Source organism: Alkalimonas delamerensis, from assembly GCF_030717955.1.
Taxonomy (GTDB): Bacteria; Pseudomonadota; Gammaproteobacteria; order Enterobacterales; family Alteromonadaceae; genus Alkalimonas; species Alkalimonas delamerensis.
Genome location: NZ_JAUZVY010000003.1, coordinates 290032 through 312174, shown reverse-complemented (window position 1 = coordinate 312174; position 22143 = coordinate 290032). Strand labels below are relative to the sequence as shown.

The following is a 22143-nucleotide window of genomic DNA, read 5'->3' as shown; positions in this document are numbered from 1 at the left end:
AAGCATGCGTATCGCCGTGATCGGAGGAGGCATCAACGGGCTCTGCAGCGCCTGGCAGCTGGCTGAAGCCGGCTACCAGGTCACTTTGTTTGAACGTGACGGCTTAATGCAGGCAACAAGCCGGGCCTCATCCAAATTGTTGCATGGTGGTCTGCGCTATCTGGAACAAGGCGAATTCCGGCTGGTGCATGAGGCCCTAAAGGAGCGACGCTGGTGGCTGGATCACAGCCCACAGTTAACCCGGCGCTTGCCCTTACTTTACCCACTCTACCACGGCAGCCGCCGGTCGCGTTGGCAGCTGAAAATTGGCCTGGCATTGTACGACTTTTTTGCTGGCCGAACCGGCATTGGCCGCCACCGCTGGCTAACCCCAACGCAAATACAGCGCTGCTCCCCCTATTTAAACACCGATGGTTTAACAGGGGCTTACCTTTTTTTCGATGGTCAGATGGACGATTATCGGCTGGGACTTTGGGTGGCCGAGCAATGCCGTAGACGCGGCGTTGTGCTGCTGGAGCATCAGCCCGTCATCCGGGTGACGCCCGATGCGCGTTTGCAACTGCAAGCAGGCTGGCAGACCTTTGATCGTATTATCAATGTGGCCGGCCCCTGGAGCGAGGATTTGTTGCAGCGTTCACAGCTAACCCCGGCTCAATCGCTGGATCTGGTGCGTGGCAGCCATTTGCTGCTGCCCGGTATAGGGCGCTATGGCCACATGCTGGAGGTGCCAAACAGTTCTCGTATTGCCTTTGCCCTGCCCTACCAGTCCCATTGCTTACTGGGCACCACCGAAGTACGACAACAACTGCATGAGCCCATTGCCTGCTCCGAAGCCGAACGCGATGAACTGCTGGCCGTGTACAATCAGTATTTTACCCCAAAGGTGACTGCAGCCGACGTGCTGGAAAGCTTTGCCGGAGTGCGACCGCTGTTAAAAAGCAGCCATGACAGCAGCCGGGCCAGTCGGGAATACCGTCTGCACTGGCAGCAACAGTTGCTCACCGTCAGTGGTGGCAAATGGACCACGGCGCGGGCACTGGCCAGGCAGGTGGTGGCGCAGGTGAAACAATCGGTACCCTGACAAAGTCGCTTGCAGTCCGATAGCTGCACGGTATGATAATCAGAATGCCAAAGGGAGAACCCAATGCACTATTTGCTGTTTTATCATGACCTGGTAGAGAATTACGTCCAACGCCGGGAAGCCTTCCGCGGTCAGCATCTGGCACATGCGAAAGCCGCCCATAGCCGTGGCGACTTGATTTTAGCCGGAGCCCTGGCCGAGCCAGTCGATGGAGCTGTGTTGCTGTTTCAGGGCGACAGCCCGGCCGTAGCAGAGCAATTTGCCCAGCAGGATCCTTATGTTGTAAACGCTTTGGTGGGCCGCTGGGAAGTGCGTGCCTGGAACACTGTGGTGGGCGACATGGCCATCGTAAGGCCCAACTGATGCCATTGTACATCGAAGACCGACTGCGCTGGATACGCGAAATGCGCCAAAAGAGCCCCTGCAAACGCTGTGGCTTACTCTACAATCATCATGTCAAAGCCAAATGCCCGGATTGCGGTACTCTGGACAGTCATGAGCTGCGCGAGCTATTGGCACAAAAAGAGGTGATCGTGGCCGATCTCCGGCGCATGGGCTTTATCTTTGCTGCCTTGGCCCTGGCTGCTATGCTGTTGTTTTGGCTGTTTGCTATTTAAAGGATCTGCCAATGACCAGTCCCGAAAGCCCGCAAAAATTTCACCGCTTTGCCGACTTTTATCCTTACTACCTGGCAGAGCATCAAAACCGCACCTGCCGCCGTCTGCATGTGATAGGCAGCACGCTGGTGCTGTTGGTTCTGCTGATTGCCATACTAGGCCGCAACTGGAGCCTACTTTGGCTGCTGCCTGTCATTGGTTATGGTTTTGCCTGGGTGGGTCACTTCTTTTTTGAGCACAACAAGCCAGCTACCTTTAAACACCCATTTTACAGCCTGATGGGGGATTGGGTGATGTTCAAAGATGTTCTCACCGGCAAGATCCGCTGGTGAGTTCATTTGAGCGCTCGATTTGGTATTGCGCTCAATGCCGGCTATAGTCAAAACAGCCGATAGCACTAAGTTCATCAGAGACAATCAGCATGGCCTTGAAGAAGCTACATTTTTGCTCTTTAGTCAGCGCAAGCTTGATCATGATAGCCTGCGGTGGTGGAAGCGAAAGCAGCCCACCAACAGCGGCTCCACCGCCATCATCCCCACCACCAACATCATCCCCACCACCGACTCAAGATGGTCGATTACCAGCAGCCGTCAACGCAGCCAATATCGACGCAGCCATGTTGATTGACGTAGCTGGCAATGGCATCTTAGACCTGATTCTCTCTGGACCAACCGGGTCAGGAGCCACTGGCAGGGATTGGTTACTGATCAATGACGGTACAGGTAACTTTGAATTGCACGGTACGCAATTACCTCCCCGATATCTTGGTGCCGACGGGGCCACGGTCGCTTTCGCTCAGGGAGACTTTAATCGCAACGGCTTCACCGATATTTTGGCCGTCACCGTGGATGCTCGTGAGGGAAGTTATTACCAAACCTCAGAGCTGCATTTATGGTTAAATCAGGGCGATGGAAGTTTCACCGATGCATCCGCTCAAATTGCTAATCGTCAACTAACCGGTTGGCCAGAGTGGATCCGCGTTGCAGACTTTGATGGTGATGGCCACCTGGATTTTCTCATCACATCGCCCGGAAATCCAGAGCAAAACTGCTCTGGCTCAGCCCAGATATTTCTCAATGACAGTACCGCAAGCTTTGTAAGAGCCAGCGTCACTCTTCAAGACAGCATGGGGAGCTATCAGGATGACTGTCTCTGGTTTGATCGTGGAATGAACACTCAAAATGAGCGCTTTGTCGGGTATACGCTCGATGCACTCCCGGCAGACTTGAACAATTCCGGATTGCCAGATTTGGTAGCTAGTAGCCTGGAAGCCACCTGGCCAGTTTTTTTGAATCGTTCCTCCCCCGGTCAACTGGTGTTTGATGTGGTTTTTAATGGCGGCGAACTGCGCCTCTCCCCTTGCCCGGATGATCCAGAACAACAATGCGCATCGTTGGATCCTTTCAGCAATGCCGGAGCCGGAATTTGGAAAAATGGCGCCCTGGCCGATATCAACGGTAATGGCAGGATGGATTTGGTGGCTGCTAACCCGATTTCTGGTTTTCCGGATAGGCTTTGGCCAGTTGTTATCTGGTATGGCCAGAATGATGGGAAGTTCGAGCTATACGGCGGTGCTGGTTCCGACAACTGCCTGAATGATCCAGCAGAATCAGGTCGTTGTAACAACACTTTTACGTCGGCGGATTATCCGGATCGAGTTGGTGTCCAGCATGCCCGACAATGGTTGGTAGCCGACTTCAACAAGGATGGCTTCGAAGATGTCCTGATCCTTGATCATGGCTTTGACGCTTCCCCTTTTCCCGGTCGACAAAATCTGCTGCTACTTGGACAAACCAATGGGGGGATGCAAGACGGTACCGCAGAGTGGCTTTCTGGCAACAGCACCTTCACTCATGGCGGCGCTGTTGGGGATCTAACTCAGAACGGCTGGCCCGATATCGTCAAAAATAATTATGTCAATGGGGACATGACAGGCCAGTTCACACAGTACGACAATCATCCGAAACTCAACCTCAACACAGGCTTACCTCCGATGACAGCGGAAGACTAGGGCATCTTGATGAGTCCCTTGCAACCAAGGGACTATCAGCAAACATTTACAATTTTCCCGATCTTGACTATGGTTAATTATTGCTCAATGCATAAAGCGCCAGCCACCGCAATCAGGCTTTGATTGGGCTTGGGGTGGAAAAGGACTTCTGTTCGTTGTTGTGTAGGGAAAACGCATGCTGTTCCAGAGTGTTCATACTGCCGGCTCCGCCATTTATCTGGTTTACTTTTTCCTGCTGCTGCTGGCCAGCCGAGTGCCGCGCACCAACCCAGGCTGTGGTTGGTGGGCTTTGGCGATTCTGTTTGCTTTTCTTGCCCGCATTGCCGTGCTGGGCATCGAGTCTGAAGAAATAGCCAGCTCGCGCCTGGCTTACTCTGTTCTGGTGTTGTTCGAAAAGCTGATGCTGATGCTGGGCACGGCGCGATTTTTTGGCCCCTGGCTATCGGCACGCACCCTTATTGCGCTGGTGCTAGTGATGCAAAGCTGGCTACTGTTGGCCCATGCTTTGACATGGCCACCCCTGCTGTACACTGCCAGCCTGGTTCTTTTTAATGTGATCTGCCTGGCCATCGTTTGCATAAACGTGCAACGGGGGACCGCTCCCGTCCATCTCTGGATTAAACGCAGTATAGTGCTGTTTGGCGCGCTGTTAATTCTGCACTGGCTGCTGTACATCCCCATATCCAGACTGCTGTTTGTCGAGTGGCGTCTGCTGGCTTTTCTGATAGGCACGGTGCTGGTAGTGCTGCTCTATACCGCCCTTCTCGGCGCTGTGCTGTCGTTGTTCCAAAAACGCTTACTGGACTCCGAGAGTAAAGCTCTGGATTTGGCTTACAAGGATCCACTGACCGGCTTGCGCAATAAGCGCTATGTGGACAGCCTCTTTGGTCAAGCCCTGCAACTGGCAACCCGGCCGCATCAGTTGCTTGCGCTGTACTACATTGACCTTGATCACTTCAAACCCATCAACGATGGCGATGGCCACAAAGCCGGCGATTTGGTGTTGCAAGAGGTTGCCAGGCGGCTGCAAAACAGCATTCGCAGTACCGACATCTGTGCTCGCATCGGAGGGGATGAGTTTGTGGTGATCGCAACCCAGCTAGAACACAGCGACCATGCCACAGGCGTGGCGCAAAAAATCCTGCAGCTGCTGCAGCAACCTTTTGCTGTTAATGGTAAAACCTATCGATTGGGCGCCAGTATTGGCATTAGCCTTTACCCGGAGCATGGGCAGGACTTCAGTGATTTGTTGGAAAAAGCCGACCATGCCATGTATGAAATGAAACACCATGGCCGAGGTGGGTATTGTCTGTATCAACCACAGGCTTAATCAACCAGCCACTTGTACAGCACCAAAGCATCTACCAACCCTAAAGATGGATGGTTAAACGCCCTGGGCAATCGGCCTACAATGGCAAACCCAAGCTTTTGCCACAATCGGACGGCACCTTCATTACTGGATGCGACAAAGTTAAACTGCATTGCCAGATACCCCAGCGCCTTAGCTTGTAGTTGTGAGTGTTCACACATGGCAGTCGCAAGCCCTCGCCCTCTGGCAGTGTCAGCCACCATATAGCCGCAGTTGCAGACATGGCTGCCTGGACCTGCCTGGTTGGTCTTCAAATAGTAAGTGCCAAGAATTTGGTCGCCTTCTTCCACCACAAAAGTTTGCCTTGGCGCCAGTAGCCATATCTGCCTGGCTTCCTCTTTGCTAATGTCCCTGGCAAAAGCATAAGTTTCTCCGGCTTGGGCTATGGCCTGAAAAATAGGCCATATTTGGTCGAAATCTTGTTCAGTAGCCAGGCGGATATCCATGCTTTGTAATTCCAATCAAATTTTAATGTGGATGACAACCTTCGGTCGAAGCTAAGCCGCGATCTACAGCCGCACCCTCTGTAAACCTATTCAGCAAAATATAATGACCTAACCATGGTTGCAAGTCTCATTCTGGATAGCAGAGATCCGACGAGAGCTGTTTTGAGGATCTTGCTTGCACACAGCCGTGCTAACCTGTTAAAGAGCATCAGAGGAGCATCACATGACTCAGGAAACAGCGCCTAAAAGTACAACACGCCGTCATTTTTTAAAGGTATTGGCTGGCTCAGGTTTAATCGTCAGCACAACCATGCTGCCAGGCCTAGCACTTGCTGGACAGCGCTTCCGGCCCGGCTTGCAGTTATTTACCGTTCGAGAACTGATGCAGCAAGATGCCCGCAGCACCTTGCAGCTGGTAGCAAACTTGGGCTACAAGGAGTTGGAGTTTGCAGGTTTATTTGGCCATCCGGCCAGCATAGTCGCCAACTGGCTGGCTGATTTAGGGCTCAATGCCCCAGCCGGGCATACCCTGTTGCAACCTTTATTGGATGCACCCACCAAAGTGTTGGAAGAGGCACTGACTCTGGGGCATCGATACGTGGTGCTTGCTTATTTGCACGAACCTGAGCGTGCCAATGGGATTGCCAGCTACCTGCATCTGGCAGAGCAATTAAACCACATTGGTGAGCAGTTTCAAGCCGCCGGAGTACAACTGGCTTACCACAATCACGACTTTGAATTTGTCCCTACTGATGGCACCACACCCTATGAAGTCTTGTTGCGACATACCAATGCAAACACGCTAAAAATGGAGCTGGACATTTACTGGGCCGCAAAAATGCAGGTCGACATTCCTCAACTCTTCCAGCAAGATCCCGGACGTTTCCCGCTATGGCATTTGAAAGACATGGCAGCAGATGGTGGTTTTGCGGATCTGGGGCAAGGCATCATTGATTTTGCACCCATTGCTGAAAAAGCAGCTTTGGCTGGCTTGCAGTATGCTTTTGTAGAAAAAGATTACACAGACGAATTGGAGCGCACCCTAATACAGGGCATGAAAGGCTTTACAAAGATGAGGTTTGGATAATGGTGCCTAGGGTCGGACTCGAACCGACACGTTGTTTCCAACGGCGGATTTTGAATCCGCTGCGTCTACCAATTTCGCCACCCAGGCACTGGGGGAAAACGCCTGTCATTATACGTAGGCTGATGATTCACGCAAGCAAATTTATGCAGCATTTGGCTCGCTTGCGCAGAAAATCATCGTATTGGCTCTGGGGTGAACCAAAGCGTCGGATCATCAATGGGGGTAGCAGCGGGTAAAAAGGGGTTTTCCAGCTGGATCAACCGACGCTCCGACAGCTGGGCACGCTCTATCGCTTGCTGGTTGTAGCGGTAAAAAATCGCATCAAAACTGCCATCGTGGATCATCATGCGCAACCCCTGCTCTATCCGTGTTGCCAGCTCCTGATTGGATGGGTGCACAAAAAAGTAGAATGGCCAGGGGTAGTGCAGCAGCAAGGCTTCTTCTATCTGCAGCTCCGGATAGTCGCCCTTGCGCAGCTCATACTCCTGAAATACCTCACCTATGCCGCGCGGAAATAAATCGAAGCGACCGCGCATCAACATGGCAAATAAATCGTCGTACAAGCCGGTGACTACCCGAACGCCGTTGTACTGGTAAACATCGCTATCGAGCCGACCTGCACCTTGCCCCACCAGCAAGCTTTGTAAATCTGCCAATTTGTTGATCTGCTGCATTCGCGGCTGCTGCGCCTGATCGATCAGGCTGATGCGGTAACTGAGCAGGCCTTTACGCAGCGGAATACGAATCGGTAGTAACTCTTCTTCCAACTGGATGGAAGTAGCGCTCCATATCACATCCAGCTGCTGGGTCTGCTTCAGCAGCAAGCGTCCTCGCCCTTCGGTTAAACTGACCGGAAAAGGCGTTAAGGTGACAGCGCCAAACTCCGGTTCGGTGATTTCCAGCGCCAACTGCAATATTTCGATGATATCGTCAAAACGCTTATCCAGTTCGCTTTCCGGTGCCGGATACACCAGGGTGTTTTGCGCCAGCGCAGAACAACAACACAACACCAGCACTGCTATCCATCCCCGCATGCATCACCTAACCCATGCCAATAAAACCTTGCTTTTTCAAGCTTAGTCGCAGTCTATGCCGCCAGCAATATGAAACTCCATGTCTTTTTGGCAAACATAACGGCAAGCCAGCTGACGAGTTACCTCAGAAAAGACTTCACTCAGAGACAAGCTTCTCCTGCTAGTCCATCAAATCAGTTGCCAGACCCCCGCGGTACTGCCCAGGCTGCAGCACCGCTTAAGCGCTCTTGGCATCGACGCCATGGCCTGCCCTCAAAACGAGTAACGTACCCCCACACTGAACAGGCGGGTGTTGAAGTGCTTGGTGTCGTATTGAGCTGCAGCGGCCATCAACTGCCACTCCGAACTCAGTTGATAGCCCAGCCCAAACTCCAGCCCCAACCGCATGCCTGCACGGCGCTCTACCGGCTCAGCAGCCGGGCCGGTAAAGGCGTAACGGCTGCGGTTGTCAAACAGTGCCAGCCGCAGATATGGCTGCCAGACCTCATGCTGGGCCAGTTGGCCCACCAGGCTCAGCTCTGCCCCACGGCCGCGTTGCGGCTGGGCCAGCAGCGTCACACGCGCCTGATTAACCGGCAAGCCATCGTAATGCAACTGGGCTTCGCCCAAATCCAGCCAGCCCAACTCCGCTGCCAGCCATTCATTGAAACGATAGCCAGCAAAAATCCGGTAGGCTTGGTCCGAGTTGGAGTTCAGCGTTACCGTGCCCGAAATCCCTTCGGCGTTTAATTTGCGCTCCACTGCGCTGGCCAAGGACCCAGAGCTGTGACTGTGAGTAATGCCGCCTTGTGCGCCGGCGTAAAAGTCCTGGCTAAAAGCCAGTAGCGGTAGCAAGCACAGGGCGGCACAGCCGGCTTTGAACCAGGCTTTACTGCGCCGTACCAGCAGAAGCCCAGCCAGCAGCAACGCACTCAGCACACCCAGACTGCCACCTTTGGAGGTGACGCTCACGCTGCTCGGTTGCCACAAAGCGGTGACCTGCACATCATTGGCCGGCATGGTCGCTGGCAACGCCGGACTCCAGCCCATAAAGGTATAGCCTGCCCGCACCGGTGTCGGTGCGCTTATCTCAGCGCCAAAGTCCAGCACCAAATCCGCCATCGCTTGTCCACCAGCGACATCGAACTGAATCAGATACTGATTGATTTGCCATTGAGCCGTTAGAGTCACATCCTCTGCTGGCATCGTCTCAGGGAAGGCCGGTGACCACCCCATAAAGCTGTAGCCTTCGCGCTCCGGTGCAGCTGGCTCTGTCAGGGCGCTGCCCACCAAAGCGGTGATGTCAGCAAGGCCACTGCCGCCAGCACTGTCAAAGCTGATGCTGGCTGTTTGCTGCACAGCCAACACGCCAGGGTCGCGGATCACCCCATTGGCACGGCCATCGTCGTCGTTCGGGCCACCGTCTTCAATGGTCAACCGAATGCAGGCATCGCCTTCGTTCAAACTAGGGCGCCAGGCATCGGACGACACTCCTGGGCAGTTGCCAAGCGCGTTGCGCGGGGCACTGTCAATCCGGTTGTTGGCGTCTTCGACAAAGTCCTGCCACAGACCATTGACCAGCTTACGCCACACGGCATTGGCTGGAATGCTCTGACCTGCCGGCATCGGAATGGCTATCGGCACCGACTCGCCCGGGCTTTCCAGACCCATCACATCCATATTCACCACAAAGCCCAGTTGCTGATAACCGGTATCGCTGAGACTGCCTTCAGTCAGAGCCATGCCAAACTGACCGCTCTGCCAGGATTGCTGCTCGCTAAAGAGCCCCAGCGTTAGCTGGTACTGGCTTGGCACTTCAGCAAAGATAGTCCCCTGCCCTTCACACCGACTGACGCGGTTGTTGCCTTCGGCTTGTGGGCAAATCGGCAAGCGGTTCGATTGACCGGCCTGCGAGTTCTGGCTGGCCGGGATACCGCTGCTGCCGGTGTTGCTGCAATCGGCTACCGGGCACTCGGCTATCACGTTCAGTGCCAGCTCCAGCTCGCCGCTACGCTCACCAGCTTCGGCCGTCAGCTGCACAAAGTAACGGCCGGTGGCTAGGCCTGCCGGATCGAAGCTGACATTGGCCCCTTCACCTTGCAGCGATAAACCCAGCGCCTGCCAGCTGAAGGTTGCCGCAGCACCGCTCAGCTCTTCAGCGCTCAGATGCACCACACCGCCATGGCGATTGACCACCAATGTCTGCTGGCCATCTTGCTCCGCACTGGCTTTTAATGCCAATGGCGGCAAGGCAGTTTGCACCGCCAGCCGATGTTCGACAGGGGTTCCCAGCAAAGCTTGCTCCAGACCGGTGCTGCGCAAGCGCACTGTGCCATCACTGACAGCCGTGGCCGTCGCCAGCAGCGGCTTGCGCAGTTTGTCCTCGGCGCGCAGCTCAATGCTGCTGACTACACTGGCTAGGGTGCCTTCCAGCTCAGCCCGTACCGGGTAGTCAATCGGCTCGTCACTCAGCCACAGCCGAACCTGCGCCGTCACATCTTGCTGCACCGGCTGACTGCTGGCCGTAAAGGCAAGGTATGGCAGCACATCGAAGCTTACACTCACCTGTTCGCCGGACACCGAGTCGGTAAACTCAAAGCTGTAACGACCGGTACGCTCGGCACTGAACAAGTAGCTGCCATCCTCGGCTTGCCTCAGCAAGGTCGCCGACTCGGCCAGATCCAGCCAGGTAGTGCTACCACTGCGGGTTTGTTGAATGGCGCTCAGTACCTGCTCACCAGCACCACCCATGATGCGGAACCTGCGTGTTTCAAGTGAACCGGCTGGGCTGCTATCATCCACCTTGCTTTGCACCGCCGGGTGCACCACCAGCGTAATGCTGCAATCCTCTTTAATGGCCGCCGTCACAATGTCATTGCCTGAGCGGCTGGCCGCACAGCTACTGTCAATCTGCACAAAAGTATTGTCCGTCACGCTCAGCGCAAAACTGGCGCTCTGTCCGAAATTAACCTGCTGACTCGCCGGTGTCACACTGCCCTCGCCAATGAGACTGACACTGACGGTGAAGCTATCTTGGGTCCACTGCGCCGTTGCAACCACATCCTCAGCTGGCATGGTCGCCGGTAGCTCAGGGCTCCAACCGACAAAGGTGAAGCCCTCACGCGTTGGCACGGCCGGATCTTCAATCGCACTGCCAAAGTCGGCCGTGATGGCCGCAACTTCAGAGCCACCGGCACTGTCAAAGCTCAGGGTGTACTGATTGACTGTCCATTGGGCGATCACCACTAGGTTATTAGCCAGCATGGTATCCGGCAAAGCTGGGTTCCAACCCGAGAAGGTGTAACCTTCACGCATCGGAGCAGTGGGCGCAGTGACTGGAGCACCAAAGTCGTAACTGGCACCTGCCACAGCTGAACCACCGGCACTGTCGAAGCTTAGGGTGTAACTATTGACATTGTAATGCGCCGTCACCATGCTATCGGCTTTGATGTTGCTGAAATCAGCCGGGCTCCAGCCGGTAAAGCTGTACCCAACCCGTGTGGGCGCAGCCGGCGCTGTGGCGCCAGCGCCATGGTTGACGCTTTCGGTCTTCAGCACGTCGCCATTCCAATCGACAAAACTCACGGTGTAGCTGTTGAGACTCCACTGCGCGGTTAAGGTTAGGTTTTCTGCTGGCATCGTCTCTGGCAGAGCGGGGGTCCAGCCCTGGAAGCTATGCCCTTCTCTTACCGGCACTGGTGGCGCATCAACCTGGCTGCCAAAATTTTGCGTAATTGCCGGTACCGGGCTGCCGCCGGCGCTGTCGAAGGTGATGGTAAAACTAGCAGGCTCTGCTGTGGTAAAACTGAGTGTTTCTGCAACGCCATCATTACCGGCTAAATCTTGCACCCAGCCTGCAGGCCAACTTACCTGGTAAGTCTGATCAAAAGATAGCTCTTCCGGCCATGCAATACGGACCTCTTTGCCTTGAAAAACCACGGCTGCCGTATCGGAAGCATCGATCTCAAAGACACTGTGGCCTTGCTCTGTAAGGGTTAAAATACCGCTACCCACTTTAACAGCTTCATTAAAGGTCAATACCAAGGGCGCACTAACAGCAACATCGGTTGCGTCATCTGCCGGCATCGTCTCGACCAAGGCGGGTGCCGTAGTATCCATCCCACTGAGGGTAAAAGTAACTTGCTCAGATACGTCAACACCATCCGAGAGCACCACCCGGTACTCACGACTACCATCGGTTGGTGCACTGTACAACAACGCCTGCAAAATGATTTCGGCATCCAGCGCTAACGCATCCTGATTAAAGTGGATCAGCAAATCACGCCCTTGCTGGCCATCTCGCTGCATATCCACAGTGCCAACTGCCAACCAGCCAAATCCATCAAAGGTGAAAATGGTATCACCGGCCTCAATGGTGCTCCCTACCTGGTGCTCATCCGGGCCGGCACCAGCATCCAGGAAGTCATCCAACGCGAAGCTGCCGTCTTGGGTGCCGGCGACTTGCGCCAGTCGCAAATAGCCACCGTCCAGGGTATCAAAAACGCCAACCTGCACAGCCGGAGACTCTGGCGTAGCAAAATCAGGGGCACCACCCGGAGTAAACTCAGCCTGATACCCCGCCAGGTTCATAATAACACCATCAACACCAGGGTCATCGATCACTGTCACTTCCAGCTCAATGGTTTCAGAACCACTGACAGCCCCTTCCACCACAACCTGAACCCGATAGAAATTGCTTGCCGCTGCACTGGCCGGAACTTCAAAGTCTGGTGCCTCTTTGAACCGCAACGCACCGGTGATAGCATCGATTTCAAACATAGCTGCATCGGCATTCGCACCGGCAACCTCGCTAGCCAAACGATAGCTTAAGGTACCTTGCAAAAGTTCGGGATCCAGTGGCTCAACCTGAACCACAAACCGCTGATTTTCAGGCACAACTGGCCTGGTAATATCTTCTGTTGGACCACCAGGATCCTGAATAATCGCATTGGCAATCCTATCTACATCGTAGGCATCGCCATCCGTTAACTGAAAGGTAATTTTGGTTTTGTCACCCTCTAGCGCCACGCTGGTGGCAATATTGTCCCATTGCTCTGTCAGGTGATTCCATTTATGGTAGCCGCCAATGCGTGCACTGCGATCAACATAAAAAGTCAGGTTGGCAGTATCCCCCACTCCCGGAACCGCCAGATCGAAGCTAAAACGCCCCAGCGGCATCCGAACCCCACGTGGTAAGTTCGTCGGTGCGGCAAGGTTGTCTGTGTTCGTAAATACAGCGCCAGGCTCCGCTTCAAAAGTGCCTTCCTGGCCGATGACTTGCGAGTCTATGGATACAACCTGTGGCTGTTCCCAATCCGGGGTGCCATCACCGTTGCCATCCCCTTCGCCAAGACCATCGGGATTGCTCACTCCATCACCCGATTCTTGCAAACGGAAGTTGGCGGTTACTGTTTTATCGCCATCAATGGCTGCAAATTGGCACTGATAACCGCTGCAATCACCACCAAAGCCAATAAAGGTATACCCTTCGTCAGCACTGGCATTGCAGCTGACTGAGCTGCCTGCCGTCGCCGGGTTGGGCGTACAGATTAAGCTGCCATTGTCAGCAGAAGTACTAATGGTGTAGTTCGGAGTTTGCCACTGTGCGAAAAGCGTTGTGTCCGTGCTTAATGTGATACTATCCGAAGGGTTGTATAGCGTGCCTGTACCATCGGCAGTCGTATTCCAGCCGCCAAAAGTAAAACCAGCTCGCTCAAGTTCTGTAGCTGAAGCGACAGCTAATGGACAACTCAAGCCAAATGCATAACAGCTAGTCGCAGCAACAGCTCCACTGTCAGAACCATTGCCATCATAGGTCAAAGTGAACTGTTGGGCCTGAAAAGCACCAATATCAATGGCGGCTCCACGAGGCAAGCCACGCTGATCAACACTGGGGGTATCACTATTCAATACTCCCGCACCCAAAGCAGGGCTGCCGGCCTGAAAGGCCATGGTAAGAGTCGGACCACCATTATCAGCGAGTGGCAGTAACAAAGGGTCTTCGCTGATCAAGTTGATGATAACATCATCGACGTTATCACTCCAGCGGGCACCAATAATGGAGTGACTGTAAACGGCTGGCACGCCAAGCTCCAGCCTAACATCGGCAAAATCAGGGGCTAAGCCCGCTGTATTGCCAAAGATGATACTGTTGTAAATCTGCACTTTGGTGCTGGCTGAAACAAACATCAAGCCTAAACCACCGGCATGCCCGGAAGAAAAATTTTCTGTAATGGTTGAGTTAATAAGGGTTAACTCAGCAAAATCCGTTAAGCCTATCGCACCTCCCCTTGTTTGAAAACTAGCGTTCGGCACTATCAGCTGATTGCCTGTCAGAGTGCTGTTGACGATTGTTGACTTGCCATTTAATGCGATGGCCCCGCCAGCTACCTGAAAACCCGTTAGATTGGTGCCGATATTGTGATCGACCAGGCAACTGTCCATCAGCAGGGTAGAGTTAGCTCTGAGTGCAGCCCCAAGCTGAGAGTTTGATCTGGTTACCCTGTTTTCAGTCAAACGGCAATTTATTAACGTCAAAGGGGAGCTTGCCAAAATAGCGCCGCCATCAGTGTCCATATTTCCGTAGCGCAGGGTCATGTCACTGATTATCACTTCTTGTAGACCAAACTCTACACGGAAAATGCGCGCTATCTCTGCTTGTGGCACCGTCATTGCTTGCACGACTGTATGCGCTGGTCCTGCGCCTACAATGGCCAGATTTTTATTAATTGAGATATTTTTTTCGGTAAAGGTTTCAGCGGCCAGTTGCAGGATATCGTAAGGCGCAGCAGCGGCGACGGCAGCGGCTATGGTGGCAAAGTCACCACTACTGCCTACGGTGTGCAAGTCCCGAAATTGCAGGGTTAAATCAGCAACCTCGGCATTGATATTGGCGCTGGCATCTCCGCTGATAAAGGCGGCATCTAACAGTTGCAAGGTTAAATCGGTGACCGTATCGGCCTGGCTGCTGCTTAAGGCAGTACCCGCAATGCGCAGCTCCAGCTCGCTGCTGTTGTTGACGACCAAGCTGGCGCTTAAACCTGCGGGCAGATTCGTCAGGATGGCGTGACCTTGTTGCAGCAAGTCGTCGCCAACTGTGCCGCTAAAGCCATCGTCATCCAACAGGTTGTGGCTTATCAAGAAACTTTCATCAAAACGGCCATCATTGCGCAGGCTTTCAAACAGAGTTTTGCTGCTAAAGCTCACCAAAGGACCTGCAGGAAATACTGTAGGTGCTGGAGCTGGCCAACCGCCCCAACCAGTTTCTGGCGGAGTATCGGAAGAAGAATTCACCTCATAGTTCATCCCATCGCAGAACTCGTATGGCTCAATTGTCCAGTAATTTCCCCAACAACGCTTTAAATACCAGGTCTGCGCCCCGCCCTCTTTCCGAAAAGCTGGCACCCCATCACTCTCGCCATGCTCAACATAGGTGCCATTAGCATCCGCATCACCGGCACCACTGACGATATAATCGGCCTGCGCCTGCCAGCCCCAGAGGGTCAATAAAGCAAACAACAGGATACGAAGGGTAACGTGTAGGGGCTGCATAGGTCGTGCTCCAACAGACAAATAATTTCAAGTATGGAAGCTAACCCCTTAAAACACCAAGGAAAGAAACCTTACCATTTCTTACATTTTCCCCAATAAAGAAACTCAGGATGTACTGCTTGCGGTTAGTGGCTGCAATGGCAGCTCCAGCACAAAACAACTGCCAACGGCCTGGGGTTGGTACCCAATGCGGCCACCATGGGCGCGCACTACTTCGTCCACCAGGTGCAAGCCCAGCCCCAGGCCGCTGTAGCCACGGTGCTGTTTGGCGCGAAAACCGCGTTCGAATAAGTGGGGGCGGTCGGCTTCAGGCACGCCACTGCCCTGATCCGACACTGCCAGTTGCCAGTACTGGTCAGCCAGACTCAGACTGAGCACGATTCGGCCCCCGGTTGGCGAGTACTTGACGGCATTGTCCAGCAGATTCAGTACCGCCAGTGTCAGCCATTGGCGATCAAAGATCAGGCTGTCCAGCTGGTCCGGTTGCTGAATATCGAGTTGGTGCTTGTCGGTCAACAAACAGAGGTTGCTCAGCTCCTCCAGCCACTCAGCCGGTTCGACGGCTTCGGGCTGAATGCCTTGCTGCAACAGATGCAGCCGGTCTTCCGCCAGAGCGTTGTCAACCAGGTTGTTCAGTCGGGCGACGGCCATCCTGGCCCGGTCAATGCGGGGCTGTGCTTCCGGCAGTTGATGGGTTTGCCATTGCAGATTGCTCAGCGCTGAGCTGACGACCGCCAGGGGGGTGCGCAGCTCATGCGCCATCAGTTGGTACAAGCGCTGCACGGCAGTGTTTTCATCCAGCTGTTGCTGCAGGCGTTGCTGCGCTTTGCTTAAAGTAAGTAACAGGATCACCAGCAACAACGCCAACTGCACCATGGCTGACAAGGCCCACAGGTGCGAAGTCCAGAAGGTAAAGGGCAAGAGCCCCAGATTTCGCAGTACCTGCAATAAAATGGCCAGGCAGCCTGGTGCCAGCATCAGAAACAACAGCAGATTTACCGGCCACTGCCGCTTCAAGCCATACAGCATCAACCCCAGCAGTACCAGAATTTGCAACAAACCGCTCAGCATCAGTACCGGTGCCAGCAGCGGGTAGGCACCGGCCAAAGAAGCCAGCGCTCCTGCCAGGTAAAGCACAGCCCAACCAACCAGCAACTGGTTTGCCCGAGGCAACCACTGCCGTACCTTGGCAAATTGCAGCACCAAAAACTGCAACAGAGCCGCAGATAAAAAGCCGCTTACCCCAATCAGACGATCGGTCCAAATTGGCATGCTGGGATAAAGGTACTGCTGATCAAAGCCATTGATGGTGAAATGCAGCCAGGCAAACACCAGACTGTAGAGCGCCGCCGTTAAAAAGGCACCCTGCCGTGTCCAGCCCCAGCTGATCAGTGCCAGCAATGCCGCCAGCACACTAAAGCCGAATAAAACACCATAAAGCAAAGTGCTGTTTTTTTCGTGCAGCAGCAAATCGCCGGGAGATTGCAGCACAGGCCGTAGTGTCATGGCACTGCCGGTTTCAACCCTGAGCAAATAGGCCACGCGCTGTGGCGTTTCCACCTCGTGCAGCCGCAGCACCAAACCACGGCTGAGCACCGGCCGGTCAAAAAACGGTATGTGATCGCCGCTTTGCTGCTGATTCAACTGCCCCTTGTCATCCAAAAAGAACAAATCGACCCGGTCTAAAAAGCTGCTGCCAAGCTGCAGAAACAACAGCTCCTCGGGCTGCTGTTCCAGTGCAAACCAAATCCAGAGCACGTCACTGCTGTAGCCAAAAGACAGGCGCTGGCCCTGCAGCTCACCTGGCAACAAGCTGGGATTGGTCAGCAATTGCTGTGGTGTCCATTGCGCTGCTGGACCAAGCGCCCAGCGCCCGGCTGGCAAGGCCGTGATGGATGTGCCAGAATAATTGGAAGAGACTGCCGTGTAGCGCTGGATAGAGTCCATCGCAGCAGTTGCACCGCTTACCACCATCATCAGACAAAGAAGAATGCGAATACTGGTCACTGAAGATCATCCGGATTTACAACTGGAGTTGCTTGACTACCTGCAAGCGCAGGGTTTTGCCACCGATGCGGCCGATTCCCTAGCCAGCATGAACCAAAAGTTGCAACAATGCCAGTATCAGGCCCTGTTGCTTGATCTGAGTTTGCCCGATGGCGATGGTATGCTGGCGCTGCCGATGCTACGGCAGCAGCATGGACTGGCCATGGGGATCCTGGTGGTTAGCGCCAGAGGCCAGCCGCAACAACGCGCTCAGGCCATTCAAAACGGAGCCGATGCCTACCTGGTTAAACCGGTGTTTTTACCGGAGCTGGTGGCCTTGCTGCGTCAGCTGCAACAACGACTAACCCCTGATGTTGAACCGCTAGCATGGCAACTGGACCCCAACCGTGGCTGCCTGCGAAGCCCGCAGGGTTGTACCATCGCCTTAAGCCCCAGTGAAGCAAAAGTACTGCTGGCCTTGCAGCAGGGCCAACAAAGCAAAGCCACGCTGCTGCAGGAATTGGCCCCCTATCTGCAACAAACACCGGATTACCGCAGGCTGGATACGCTGATTTGCCGACTGCGGCAAAAAGTCCAGCAAAGCAGTGGCGAAGCGCTGCCGCTGAAAACCATTCGAAATCTGGGCTATCAGTTGCTCGATACCGAGCTCAAATAACCGGTTGCACCACAGCACTTGCACTAAAGCGGCCCAAAATGCGACTTGCTGCACCATCTCCACACAAAGCGATTCATCTTCCAAGACATAAAAGATGCCATAGCTGATTCATAAAACTAACATGCTCAACACCTTAGACTGCTCTCCCTAACCTTGAGTTTGCCACTGGCACACAAGCTGCAGCTTTCAGAGGCGTGTTGACAGCTAAGGAGACCCTGAATGAGCCGATTCCAACAACGCAACCACCCGCTGCGCGATCTGCTGGATCAGGAGTTACGCCAACGGACCTTCCCTGCCCTACAGGCACCCTGCCGGCTGTGTCAGTTTGTGTTGACGGTCAGCCCGAGCAGCCGCAGTACCGAGTTTGCTCAGATGCAGCAATTGGCGGCACAACAAGGGGCGCAACTAAAAGAAAGCGACAACGATCTGAATCTGTCCTTATTTGGCGCCACCTTACGCTGGGAAAAGCATGGCGAGTTCTCCAGTTACACCTTTATCCTGCCTGGCAGTGGCTCTGATTTCTTTGATGATCCACTGGATTTCCTGCCCGCCAAAGACTGGCTGGAGCCTTTCCCAGGGCAGGTATTTCGGGTCATCCAGCTGAGTGTGCTGGACAGCAACAGCAGCACCCAAGAGCAGAGCATTGCCGCCATGTTTAATCCGGATCATTGCATCAGCAGCTATCTGGCCGAGCAAAAAGCCCGCATCTGGACCGACTTTCAAAAGCATGCCGAAGGTGCGGGCCGGATGCTGATGCAAGACCGCGGCCTTAGCCCGGCGCAGCTGGGTCGTCTGGTGCAGCAACTCTTTGACCTGGGCAATTATCGCAAGCTCTCCCTGCTGGGCTGGCCACTGGCCCGCAAAGCCATTAGCCAGTTGAATGCTCTGGAACAACAACTGTCCTACATTACCCAGCGCATTGAGGAGGCCGAGCAGCATGACGAATCCTTGCTGGCTGAACTGACCCGAATGGCAGCACAAACCGAGCATCTAATCGCGGAGAACAGCTCACGGCTGCAAGCCAGTGCCGCTTACTACCAACTGGCACTGGACAGGATTAAAAGCCTGAATGAAACCCCGATTGATGGCCTGATGTCGTTGCAGGATTTTACCGAGCGCCGGCTGACACCGGCCTATCGTACCAGTGAATCGGTGCTGTTTCGCCAGCAAGGACTCTCCAACCGGTTGGGTCGCTGTACCGAGCTGCTGCGCACCCGTATCAGTTTGAAGCTCGAACAGCAAAACCAGCGCTTACTGGCATCGATGGACCAGCGCGCCCGGCTGCAACTCAAGTTGCAACACATGGTGGAAGGCTTGTCGGTGGTGGCCATTAGTTATTACGCCATGCAGCTGTGCCAGCATGGCATCCGTGCCTTGCAGTATTGGTGGCCTGAGCTGAATAGCGAGCTGTGGCACAGCCTGAGCCTGCCGTTGGTGATCAGCAGCGTCGCCTTGCTGCTCTATGCCTTTCGCCGCCGTTTAAAGCGCGCAGAAAAAGCAGCACGGCCTTGAACGGATTTCGCTGCCAAGGCGGCTATGCTACACTCGGGCGCATTCAACCAAGGTGAGATACTGCATGTTTGAAAATGCGCCAAGGGCTGGTTTTGCCCGTCGTTTAGCCGCCATTATTTACGATGCTCTGGTGCTGTTTGCCGTCATCATGGCCGCCGCTGGTCTGGCCGTGGGGTTGGTGTTTGCCATGAACAAAGTGGGGCTGCTGGACTTATCCGGCTATGAGGATACCGCCGCCTTTTTAGGCCAGGGATTGCAGCGCTGGCTGTATTTGCTGTACCTGCTATCGGCTGCCATTGGCTTTTACGTCTACTTTTGGCTGCGTGCCGGTCAGACCCTGGGCATGAAAGCCTGGCGCCTGTTGTTGTTGCAACAAAATGGCCAACAGCTGGCCTTGCGTCAGGCCATTTTACGGGCCATTTTCGCTTTGGGAGGCCTTGGCAATTTTTGGCTATTTGTTCGTTGGGGCAAAGGTCTGGCCTTGCAGGATCAGCTGACCCAGACCCAGATGGTGGTGATCAGCAAAGAGCAAAGCAAAGCCCTGAACCTCTACAAAACGGCGCGCTAGGCTCAGACTTTTTTCTGCATCAGATAGGCCGCCAGCACAATAAACAGCATGCTGGGCAAGACAGCACCCAGCAAAGGCGGCATCTGATACACCAGGGCCACCGGACCAAAGACCTCGTTGCTCATGTAAAAGGCAAAACCGGTCAAAACCCCCATAATGCCGCGGGCCGCCATGGTGACACTGCGCAGGGGCCCAAAAATAAAAGACAGTGCCATCAGCAGCATGGCCACCACGGTTAATGGCTGAGTCAGTTTGCGCCAATAGGCCAGCTCGTAGCGGCTGGTGTCCTGCTGGTTGGCGCGCAAGTAGTCCAGGTAGTCGCTTAACCCCCGCAACGACAGCATCTCAGGTTTGATGGTGACCACCCCCAGCTTATCTGGCGTGAGGGTAGATCGCCAGCGCTGCTCCTGCCATTGGTGACGTTCTATCCGCTCAGGGTGAAAGTGCAGTCGGCTGACCTGGCCCAGGACCCAGTGATCCTGATTGAAACGTGCCGACTCCGCGTAGATAATGGCTTCCAGTTTCAGGTCATCGCTAAACTCATAAATCGCTACCCCGGCCAGCGCACCGCTTTCTTTCACCTCTTTGATGTTGACAAAATCATCGCCATCTTTGGCCCAGATCCCTTGCTGCACCGCAAACAGATTGCCACCGGAAATGGCTTTAATGCGAAGCTCCCGAGCCGCCCTGTCGGTCGCAGGTGCGCCCCACTCGGCCACGGCCATTACCACCAGCATCATCAGCACTGCGGTTTTCATCACCGAGTTGATGATATTCAGTCGCGACAAGCCTGCAGCCTGCATCACCACCAGCTCGCTGTTGCTGGCCAATAACCCCAAACCGACCAAGCCCCCAATCAGGGCCGCCATCGGGAAGAACATCACCAGATCGCCCGGCATGCTGTAGAGACTAAACAGCACCGCATGCAAGGTATCGTAGTTGCCGCGCCCAATGGCCCGCAATTGATCCAAAAAACGGAACAGGCCAGACAGGATCATCAACACCACCAGGGTTAAACTGGTGGTGGCCAGAATGGTTTTCCCAAGATAGATATCCAGAATACGGATCATACGCCGGCCTCCCGCAAGCGGCGCTGCAATCGCCGGACGGACGGCAGTTGTTGCGCCAACAGCAAGAGCCCAAGTGCCAGAGCACTGGCATGGATCCACCACATCCCCAGCCAGCCGGGAACCTGATCATTTTCCAGTGCAGAGCGGGTCACGATCAGCAGCATGTAATAGCCCAGGTACAGCCCCAGCGCCGGCAACAGCTTGCCAAACTTACCCTGACGGGGATTCACCCGGCTCAGTGGCACCGCAATCAGTGCCAGCAACACAATGGACAACGGAATGGCAATACGCCAGTGCCACTCGGCCACGGCTTCCGGGTCATCCAGTTGTTGCAGCAGCTCAGGGGTGGGCAGGCTGCTTAACTTTCGCCGGCGATGCTCAACTTCCTGCTCACGAATTTGCAGCTGGTAACGGCCAAACTCAAGCACTTCAAAGGGGGGGGATTGCAACTGGCCGGCATAACGCCGTCCCTGCTCCAGTACCAGCATCTGAGCACCGCTGGGGTCTTCCTGCACGGCGCCACTTTGGGCATAAACAATGGAGTGAAACGGCTTGCCATCACGGATTTCGCTTTGGGCCACAAACACCCGCGACAACTCGCCACTGCCACGGGCGATATCGTGCACAAAGAGCACTGCCCGTTCATTGGAGCTTTGCTGAAAGCGACCCGGTACCAAGGAATAGAGACCCACATCGCTGTCCACCCGCTCCAACACCTCGTACTCACGCTCCATCGACCAGGGGCTAAACACCATGCTGACCCAGGCTGCAGCCACCGCCAGCAACAAGGACCAGCTCAGTACAAAAGTAGCAACGCGGCGCTCACTGAAACCCGTGGCATGCAACACCGTCATTTCACTGTCGGCGTAAATACGGCCCAGCGCAATGAAAATGCCCAGAAAAGCACTAAGCGGCAGGATAATCAGCGCCAGTTGCGGCAACTTCAGGCCCACCATGGTCAGGATCAACTGAGCCGGCAAATCCCCTTCCGAGGCATCGGCCAGAATACGCACAAAACGCTGACTCATAATGATGGTCATCAGGATCAGAAAAACCGCCAGCTGTGACTTGGCTACCTCTCCAATCAGATAACGGAAAATAATCAAAAAATGCCCCCTGAAAACCGGTCTTTTTGCTGAAACCTCGGCCGTTTTTG

General features: G+C 54.6%; 16 protein-coding genes and 1 tRNA gene. 10 read left to right on the top strand and 7 right to left on the bottom strand.

Features of this window, described 5'->3' with window-relative positions:
* The first annotated feature begins 4 nt into the window (after nucleotides 1-4).
* The 6 genes from Q3O59_RS09740 to Q3O59_RS09715 all read left to right on the top strand — a co-directional run bounded on the left by Q3O59_RS09740 (nucleotide 5) and on the right by Q3O59_RS09715 (nucleotide 5039).
* Nucleotides 5-1081, top strand: a complete 1077-nt coding sequence (locus Q3O59_RS09740) for a glycerol-3-phosphate dehydrogenase/oxidase (protein WP_305945401.1) — start codon at nucleotides 5-7, stop codon at nucleotides 1079-1081.
* Between the two features lie 63 nt (nucleotides 1082-1144).
* Complete coding sequence (locus Q3O59_RS09735; protein WP_305945400.1) at nucleotides 1145-1444, top strand: YciI-like protein; 300 nt, start codon at nucleotides 1145-1147, stop codon at nucleotides 1442-1444.
* Complete coding sequence (locus Q3O59_RS09730; protein WP_305945399.1) at nucleotides 1444-1698, top strand: hypothetical protein; 255 nt, start codon at nucleotides 1444-1446, stop codon at nucleotides 1696-1698. Before Q3O59_RS09735 ends, Q3O59_RS09730 begins: the two co-directional genes overlap by 1 nt.
* Nucleotides 1699-1709: 11 nt before the next feature.
* Nucleotides 1710-2030, top strand: coding sequence for an Mpo1-like protein (locus Q3O59_RS09725; RefSeq protein WP_305945398.1), 321 nt, complete (start codon nucleotides 1710-1712; stop codon nucleotides 2028-2030).
* 89 nt (nucleotides 2031-2119) lie between these two features.
* Nucleotides 2120-3709, top strand: a complete 1590-nt coding sequence (locus Q3O59_RS09720) for an FG-GAP repeat domain-containing protein (RefSeq protein WP_305945397.1) — start codon at nucleotides 2120-2122, stop codon at nucleotides 3707-3709.
* A gap of 175 nt (nucleotides 3710-3884) precedes the next feature.
* Nucleotides 3885-5039 (top strand): GGDEF domain-containing protein, encoded by a 1155-nt coding sequence (locus tag Q3O59_RS09715; protein WP_305945396.1) that lies wholly within the window; start codon nucleotides 3885-3887, stop codon nucleotides 5037-5039.
* On the opposite strand, the gene Q3O59_RS09710 is transcribed toward Q3O59_RS09715, so the two are convergent.
* Nucleotides 5036-5524 carry a GNAT family N-acetyltransferase gene (locus Q3O59_RS09710; RefSeq protein WP_305945395.1) on the bottom strand — a complete coding sequence of 163 codons (489 nt, stop codon included), beginning with the start codon at nucleotides 5522-5524 and terminating at the stop codon, nucleotides 5036-5038. The genes Q3O59_RS09715 and Q3O59_RS09710 overlap by 4 nt on opposite strands.
* Nucleotides 5525-5747: 223 nt before the next feature.
* Between Q3O59_RS09710 and Q3O59_RS09705 the strand changes: the two genes are divergently transcribed.
* On the top strand, nucleotides 5748-6611 hold the full coding sequence (locus Q3O59_RS09705) for a sugar phosphate isomerase/epimerase family protein (protein ID WP_305945394.1): 864 nt from the start codon (nucleotides 5748-5750) through the stop codon (nucleotides 6609-6611).
* On the opposite strand, the gene Q3O59_RS09700 is transcribed toward Q3O59_RS09705, so the two are convergent.
* The 4 genes from Q3O59_RS09700 to Q3O59_RS09685 form a co-directional block, all read right to left on the bottom strand.
* A tRNA-Leu gene (locus Q3O59_RS09700) sits at nucleotides 6612-6698 on the bottom strand.
* A gap of 86 nt (nucleotides 6699-6784) precedes the next feature.
* On the bottom strand, nucleotides 6785-7645 hold the full coding sequence (locus Q3O59_RS09695; protein WP_305945393.1) for a transporter substrate-binding domain-containing protein: 861 nt from the start codon (nucleotides 7643-7645) through the stop codon (nucleotides 6785-6787).
* A 252-nt stretch (nucleotides 7646-7897) separates the two neighbouring features.
* Complete coding sequence (locus tag Q3O59_RS09690; RefSeq protein ID WP_305945392.1) at nucleotides 7898-15175, bottom strand: InlB B-repeat-containing protein; 7278 nt, start codon at nucleotides 15173-15175, stop codon at nucleotides 7898-7900.
* Nucleotides 15176-15280: 105 nt separating this feature from the next.
* Nucleotides 15281-17182, bottom strand: coding sequence for a sensor histidine kinase (locus Q3O59_RS09685; RefSeq protein WP_305945391.1), 1902 nt, complete (start codon nucleotides 17180-17182; stop codon nucleotides 15281-15283).
* Between Q3O59_RS09685 and Q3O59_RS09680 the strand changes: the two genes are divergently transcribed.
* The 3 genes from Q3O59_RS09680 (at nucleotide 17166) to Q3O59_RS09670 (ending at nucleotide 19917) form a co-directional block, all read left to right on the top strand.
* Nucleotides 17166-17837: a response regulator transcription factor gene (locus Q3O59_RS09680; protein ID WP_305945390.1), complete on the top strand. Its 672-nt coding sequence runs from the start codon at nucleotides 17166-17168 to the stop codon at nucleotides 17835-17837. The genes Q3O59_RS09685 and Q3O59_RS09680 overlap by 17 nt on opposite strands.
* A 219-nt stretch (nucleotides 17838-18056) precedes the next feature.
* Nucleotides 18057-19349: a DUF3422 family protein gene (locus Q3O59_RS09675; RefSeq protein ID WP_305945389.1), complete on the top strand. Its 1293-nt coding sequence runs from the start codon at nucleotides 18057-18059 to the stop codon at nucleotides 19347-19349.
* A gap of 64 nt (nucleotides 19350-19413) precedes the next feature.
* Nucleotides 19414-19917, top strand: a complete 504-nt coding sequence (locus tag Q3O59_RS09670; protein WP_305945388.1) for an RDD family protein — start codon at nucleotides 19414-19416, stop codon at nucleotides 19915-19917.
* Nucleotides 19918-19919: 2 nt separating this feature from the next.
* On the opposite strand, the gene lptG is transcribed toward Q3O59_RS09670, so the two are convergent.
* Together lptG and lptF are read right to left on the bottom strand one after the other, a co-directional pair.
* Nucleotides 19920-20987, bottom strand: a complete 1068-nt coding sequence (gene lptG / locus Q3O59_RS09665; RefSeq protein WP_305945387.1) for an LPS export ABC transporter permease LptG — start codon at nucleotides 20985-20987, stop codon at nucleotides 19920-19922.
* Nucleotides 20984-22093, bottom strand: coding sequence for an LPS export ABC transporter permease LptF (gene lptF / locus Q3O59_RS09660; protein ID WP_305945386.1), 1110 nt, complete (start codon nucleotides 22091-22093; stop codon nucleotides 20984-20986). The genes lptG and lptF overlap by 4 nt, the downstream gene beginning before the upstream one ends.
* Between the last annotated feature and the right edge of the window lie 50 nt (nucleotides 22094-22143).

Excerpts from the sequence above, each read along its gene's own strand:
- Q3O59_RS09715 (WP_305945396.1), top strand. The coding sequence starts at position 3,885 with ATGCTGTTCCAGAGTGTTCATACTGCCGGCTCCGCCATTTATCTGGTT.
- Q3O59_RS09720 (WP_305945397.1), top strand. The coding sequence starts at position 2,120 with ATGGCCTTGAAGAAGCTACATTTTTGCTCTTTAGTCAGCGCAAGCTTG.
- Q3O59_RS09680 (WP_305945390.1), top strand. The coding sequence starts at position 17,166 with ATGCGAATACTGGTCACTGAAGATCATCCGGATTTACAACTGGAGTTG.
- Q3O59_RS09740 (WP_305945401.1), top strand. The coding sequence starts at position 5 with ATGCGTATCGCCGTGATCGGAGGAGGCATCAACGGGCTCTGCAGCGCC.
- Q3O59_RS09710 (WP_305945395.1), bottom strand. The coding sequence starts at position 5,524 with ATGGATATCCGCCTGGCTACTGAACAAGATTTCGACCAAATATGGCCT.
- Q3O59_RS09730 (WP_305945399.1), top strand. The coding sequence starts at position 1,444 with ATGCCATTGTACATCGAAGACCGACTGCGCTGGATACGCGAAATGCGC.
- Q3O59_RS09695 (WP_305945393.1), bottom strand. The coding sequence starts at position 7,645 with ATGCGGGGATGGATAGCAGTGCTGGTGTTGTGTTGTTGTTCTGCGCTG.
- Q3O59_RS09735 (WP_305945400.1), top strand. The coding sequence starts at position 1,145 with ATGCACTATTTGCTGTTTTATCATGACCTGGTAGAGAATTACGTCCAA.
- Q3O59_RS09725 (WP_305945398.1), top strand. The coding sequence starts at position 1,710 with ATGACCAGTCCCGAAAGCCCGCAAAAATTTCACCGCTTTGCCGACTTT.
- Q3O59_RS09705 (WP_305945394.1), top strand. The coding sequence starts at position 5,748 with ATGACTCAGGAAACAGCGCCTAAAAGTACAACACGCCGTCATTTTTTA.
- Q3O59_RS09690 (WP_305945392.1), bottom strand. The coding sequence starts at position 15,175 with ATGCAGCCCCTACACGTTACCCTTCGTATCCTGTTGTTTGCTTTATTG.
- lptG (WP_305945387.1), bottom strand. The coding sequence starts at position 20,987 with ATGATCCGTATTCTGGATATCTATCTTGGGAAAACCATTCTGGCCACC.
- Q3O59_RS09675 (WP_305945389.1), top strand. The coding sequence starts at position 18,057 with ATGAGCCGATTCCAACAACGCAACCACCCGCTGCGCGATCTGCTGGAT.
- Q3O59_RS09670 (WP_305945388.1), top strand. The coding sequence starts at position 19,414 with ATGTTTGAAAATGCGCCAAGGGCTGGTTTTGCCCGTCGTTTAGCCGCC.